This window comes from Acetatifactor sp., assembly GCF_982438285.1.
Genome location: NZ_CEWDFQ010000192.1, coordinates 1 through 5,875, shown reverse-complemented (window position 1 = coordinate 5,875; position 5,875 = coordinate 1). Strand labels below are relative to the sequence as shown.

At 42.3% G+C, this 5,875-nt stretch carries 3 protein-coding genes; all 3 read left to right on the top strand.

Translation table 11 applies throughout. The features are described 5' to 3' along the window. Positions 1–230 (top strand): DUF2398 family protein (locus tag AC1WIP_RS10220; protein ID WP_481141730.1); only part of this gene is annotated, 230 nt, incomplete at its 5' end. 1 nt (position 231) lies between these two features. Continuing rightward, positions 232–4,296, top strand: coding sequence for a TIGR02680 family protein (locus AC1WIP_RS10215; protein ID WP_481141729.1), 4,065 nt, complete (start codon positions 232–234; stop codon positions 4,294–4,296). A 19-nt stretch (positions 4,297–4,315) separates the two neighbouring features. After that, positions 4,316–5,599 (top strand): TIGR02679 family protein, encoded by a 1,284-nt coding sequence (locus AC1WIP_RS10210; protein ID WP_481141728.1) that lies wholly within the window; start codon positions 4,316–4,318, stop codon positions 5,597–5,599. Positions 5,600–5,875 lie beyond the last annotated feature (276 nt).

Sequence of the window (5,875 nt, the reverse complement as noted above, 5' to 3'; positions counted from 1 at the left end):
TTTTCACAGAGCAGCAATTTTCAGAATTGGTACTTTTATGCAGACAGAAATGGAGTATGGGCTGGAGCAAAGAGTATCGTGAAATGGATGAGGGAAAGCTGGTGGATACAGTGAAGAATTATATGAAAGAATGGATGCTTATCCGGCAGAGTGGGGACATGGTAATAATTCTGCCTGCAGTGGGAAAACAAGCAGGCTTTTATCCTGAAGATTTTGGGGAGGTAGAGTAAATTGGGCAATCGCTGGCAAATGAATCGAATCGGGTTTGTAAACTTTTGGCTGTATGATGAAGAATGCTTTGAGTTCTATGATGGAAAGCTTCTTTTGAGAGGACAGAATGGTTCAGGAAAATCAATTACGACACAGAGCTTTATCCCTTTTATTCTGGATGGAGACCGTACGCCAAGCTGCCTGGATCCCTTTGGCTCCAGTGACAGAAGAATGGAATACTATTTTCTGGGGGAAGAGGGAAAAGAGGAAGCGACGGGTTACCTTTTTCTGGAATTTAAAAAGGAACATATGGAAGAATACCGAACCATAGGGATTGGACAGCGCGCAAAAAGAGGAAAACCTATGGACTTCTGGGGATTTTTGATTTTGGATGGTCAAAGGATTGGTTATGATTTATGGCTGTATAAAGAGACGGGAAGTACGAAAATCCCTTATGACAAAAGAGAAATGAAAGCTCAACTGGGGGAAAATAATCTTTTTACTGACAGCCAAAGTGAATATAAGAAATTAGTCAATCAATATATCTTTGGCTTTCGGAAAGCAGAGCAGTATGAGCAGTTCATAAAGCTGCTTGTGAAAGTGCGCGCACCGAAGCTTTCCAAGGAATTTAAACCAACCAAGGTATACGACATCTTAAATGAGTCTCTGCAGACTTTGTCAGATGAGGATTTGCGCACCATGGTAGACGCCATGGAGAAGATGGATGAAATTCAGGACAGTTTGGATATGCTAAATCGTGCTTTGGTAGATGTGAAAATTATTCGGAATGAATATACACGATATAATCAGTTTATGCTTGCGAAAAAGGCGCAATCTTATCTGAAGAAGAAAGAAGAGGTAGAAAACGCACAGCAGGAATATGATGAAAAGCAAAATGAGAAAAATAAACTCAGTCAGGAATTAGGGGATATAGCCATTTGTCTGCAAGAGCTTTCTGACAGGAAAACATTGGCTGAAACAGAAAAAAATGGTTTATTAGATACTGACTTGAAAGAAATTGACCAAAAATTGCAGTATGCAAAAAGGGAAAAGGAAGAGGTTCAGGGAAAAGGCCAGAAGCAGTTAGATAAAATTGAAGAGTATAAAGAGAAAATTTATCGAAAAGAACAGGAATTAAAAAAAGTTAAGGGTATGCTGGAGGCATATCAGGATATGCTGATGAGACAAAGGCAGGGATTGGGGGAACAGCAGGAAATACTTCAGTGGGACGGGCATGAAACGGTTTTGCGCTTTGTTGGGATGGAGCAGACAAGGGGGGTGGAAGAAATTTCCAACAGCCTGTTCTTATATAAAAAATCAGTGGAAGAATGCAATAGGCTGATTCGCGATTTCGAAGAAATATCGCGTAAATATGACGAAGCCGCTGAAGAGCTGGAATTGGTCCGCAGGTATAAAATTGAAAAGGAACAAAATCTGTCGGAGGCGGAGCATCGGATACTGTTAAGTCAGGATAATTGGATTATACAGTTATATTCTCATGCAGAAAATTCCGAATCCTGGAAACCGCAGAAAGCGGTGCTGAAAGAAGCAGAAAATCAGATTCGTGAATATCAAAGCATTGCAAATGCTGAAAAAATTCAGGCATTACTGCGGAATGATTACGAAAATCAAAGGTCAGCATGGCTTGAAAGGAAACAAGAGATTTTTCAGGAAATCCGTGTCAGCACTGAAAAGCTGAATGCGGCAAAACAGGAGCTGGAAGCGATACAAAGCAGGGAGGAAATCGAGCCTGACAGGAGTGAGAGTACCATATATTCCAGACAGTGTTTGGAAAAAGCAGGAATAGCCGCGGTTCCATTTTATAAGACGGTAGAATTTTCAGACGGACTGAGTGAAGCAGACTGCGCACAATTGGAAGCTCAGCTGGAGAGTATGGGACTGCTGGATGCCCTGGTTGTGTCAGAACAGAATTTTGCAAAAATGAAAGAATTGTGTCCGGAGTTTCTGGATACCGTGATTTATGTACCGGCGAAGGGAGCTTCGAATTTTTCCAAGCTGGTTTTGAATGAGGAGCTGACATCAGAAATCAAAGAAAGTGTTCAGAAGATTTTAAGCAATATTTATGAAAATCCAGAAGCGGGAAATGGCATTTATCTTGGTAAAAATGGACAGTTCATACAAGGGATATTAGCCGGAAGAGCCAAAAAGACAGAAGCAGAGTTTCTGGGATATCTGACAAGACAAAAGAAGAAGGCGCAGAGAATAGAAGCTTTGCAGCAGGAAATTGAGAATGTCGGACAGGAAATGCAGCAGCTGCAGGAGAAGCTAACGTGCGCCCAGAAGGGTATGGAGAAGCTGGAATATGAATATAAGAATATCCCGGATTTTGAAGAATTGAGTCTGTCGTTTGAACGCCAAAAAGACTGTAAAGCGGAATTAGAACGTATTTTGGCAGAGTACATAAAAAAAGAGCAGAAGGAAAAAGAATATGGGGACAGAAAGCAGGCGCAGTATCAGGCGATGCTCAAAAAGTGCAAATCTTTCCCTTATGGAAGAACCCAAAAAGAGTATGAGGAAGCCTTGGGCGCCCTTGAAGAATACCAGCATATATGGCAGAGCTGTAAGGAATTGCTTTTGAAGGTGGAGACAGAAAGAGGAAAATATATTTCTGGACAGGATTATTTGGAGCAGGATAAGCAGATAATGGATGAGGCCTGGGAGGAAAAACGTTCCTGTGATATCAAGGTGAAAGAATGTGATATTAAGATTGGCCAGTATAAGGAATATTTAAGCCGTCCGGAGATAGCAGAAAAGGCACAGCGTCTGGAGCTGCTGCAGCAGGAAATTGAAAACATTGAGAAACAGGAAAAGGCTCTAGGGGAAAAAAGTATACGTAAGGATCAGATTTTGAAAAATCTGATGGAAGCGGAGCCACAGAAAAAGGCACGGTTACAGGAATTGATTGCAGAGGAGACAATTCTGCGCAAATTTTTTGAAGAGGAACTTGCATTAAAATTGGTTGTGGAAAGGCAAACACATACCTTGGCGGAATGCGCCAGAGAAGCTGTCAGATTATTGAGAGACAGCGATAAGAACCGTGAGTATGGAGATATGCTGCAGTCGCTGATTCAGGTATATCAGAGACATAATGGCAGTCTTGCTAATTATGGAACCTCGCTGGAGGAATGCTTTGAAGCGGCAGGAGAATGGCCTGGCACGGGGGCAGAATTCCAGCCTCTGCGTAAGAGAGTCCGTGTGGTGTCTGCGTGGAATGGGAAAAGGGTATTTTTGGAAGAATTTTACCAGATTATAAAAGCTGCCATAGATGAGACAGAGCTTTTGATTCAGCAAAAGGATCGGGAATTATTTGAAGATATTCTATCTCAAACCATCAGCCATCAGCTTACAGACCGGATTGCGGAAAGCCGAAACTGGGTAAAGGATATGTCAAACCTGATGAAGGAGCTTGATACCTCCATGGGGCTTAGTTTTTCGCTGGAGTGGAAGCCGCGCAGTGCGGAAAATGAGGTGGAGCTGGATACGGCGGAATTAGAACAGATATTATTAAGAGACCGTGATTTGCTGACGGTAGAAGATATTGAAAAGGTTGCAGGACATTTTAGAAGTAAAATCCGAATTGAAAAAATGAAACTGGAGGAAGAGGGTGGTTTGATCAATTATATGGAATTGGTCCGTGATGCCTTGGATTATCGCAAATGGTTTGAATTTAAAATGTTTTACAGGCGGGGAGAAGAAAACAAAAAGCCGCTTACAAATGCTGCTTTTAACCGGTTCAGCGGCGGTGAAAAGGCAATGGCAATGTATGTTCCGCTTTTTGCGGCAGTAAACGCTCAGTATAAAAAAACGGATTATGAAGAACATCCGCGTATGATCGCTTTGGATGAAGCCTTTGCCGGAGTGGATGACAAAAATATCAGCAGTATGTTTGAGCTGGTACATAAGATGGATTTTGATTATATCATGAATTCTCAATCTTTATGGGGATGCTATGAAACGGTAAAGGGAATCAGGATTGCGGAGCTTCATCGGCCAATGAACTCGCAGATTGTGACGGTGATTCGTTATATTTGGAATGGGCATGAAAGGATATTAGATGTGCAATAATGGAGAATGTGCTGCTTATTTGAAGAGAAACCCAGCCTATAGCAGATGTATGAAGGAGTTTCGGAAAAAATGGGAAAGCTATGGAAGAGCGGCGGGAAGCATTACGCTGAAAAAGGCTTCAGAGGAAGAAAGACGTGCGATCGGTGGGATTGTTGGGAAGGCTTTTGGGGACGAAACTGTAAAAATTACTTTTCAGGAATTTGAACGGGGATTGCAGAAAACGCGCTTTGCACCAATTGACATGAAGTCTGTTTTGGAAGATTATTTTGAAAGCCCGCTGTATACGAATCAGGAGCAAAAAACTAAGGTTCAGGTGGAAAAGGATGTTTTTTTCAACGAACTTTTTACTTACTTTGAAGGCTGCGCTGAAAAAGCATCGGTTGTGCCTGCATGGATAAGGGAATTGCAATGTCATAAAAAGTTTGGTTATCAAATACTGATCAAAGAATTTGCAAGAAATTCTAAGGAGGCAGAGCTTCTTGTACGAAATGTGGGAAAGGCATTGATTTGGCTGGAAAAAAGGGACGGTGAAGAGAATCTTTTGGCGGTATTTGCAGCAGAGGTTTCCGGAAATCCACACTATTTTGACAGAGGATCAACGGCGGCACAATTACTTACGCATGCTGTCTGCTTTTGGAAAAATTTCACTATGCCCCAAAATGCTTATGAATGGCGTGAATGTATGCAGGCGGTGGGACTTGTATCCGATAGTATTGCAAGCATGGTTCATGTTTTGGGGGTGCAGATAGAGACGGCAGATGGATTACACCCTGCCTACGAAGCTTTTTATCGTCGAAAAGAGCCTTATGTGCTTACAGCAGAGAATTTGAAATCTATTACAAAAGTAAAGGCGGACGGCCATAAAGTATATGTGGTTGAAAATGAGATGGTGTTTTTGTATTTAGCAGAAAATACGAAGAAGTATAATGCAGCCATATTGTGTACCTCCGGACAGCTGCGTGCGGCCGCATTTCAGGTATTGGCACATTTGGCGAAAAGCGGTGCGGTTATCTATTATAGCGGTGATTTGGATCCGGAGGGAATGGATATCGCAGACCGATTATGGCAGCGATATGGAGAGGCAGTTCATTTGTGGAGGATGAATGCAGAGGATTATGATAAATCAATTTCAGAAGAAAAGTTGAGCGACAGGCGGCTGGCTAAGTTGGACCGTTTAAAGAATCCCATATTATGTTCTACTGCAGAAAGTGTGCGAAGAGAGAGAAGGGCTGGGTATCAGGAGAATTTGTTAGAGGATTTGCTGGGGGATATAGCTGGCAGCATGGATATCCTTGAAGACTGACTGCTCTTGCTTCCTGTCGGCTGATCTCTAAAGATATGGAAAAGTCCATTGGCATGGAACTGAAAAGGGAAAGGAATTGCGACATAAAAAAGTGCAAATGTAACGTGAAAAAGTGATTTCAGCATACGCCAGCGATAAAGCCGATTGCAAGTGCTATTATCATATATGCGCCCGTCGCTGCCAGATAGCCCATATAGCCCCCTTTGCTTTTATGAAATACAGCTATCGCATAAAGCGCGGATAGCGTTCATTACGGTTTTCCATGTGATACCCGCC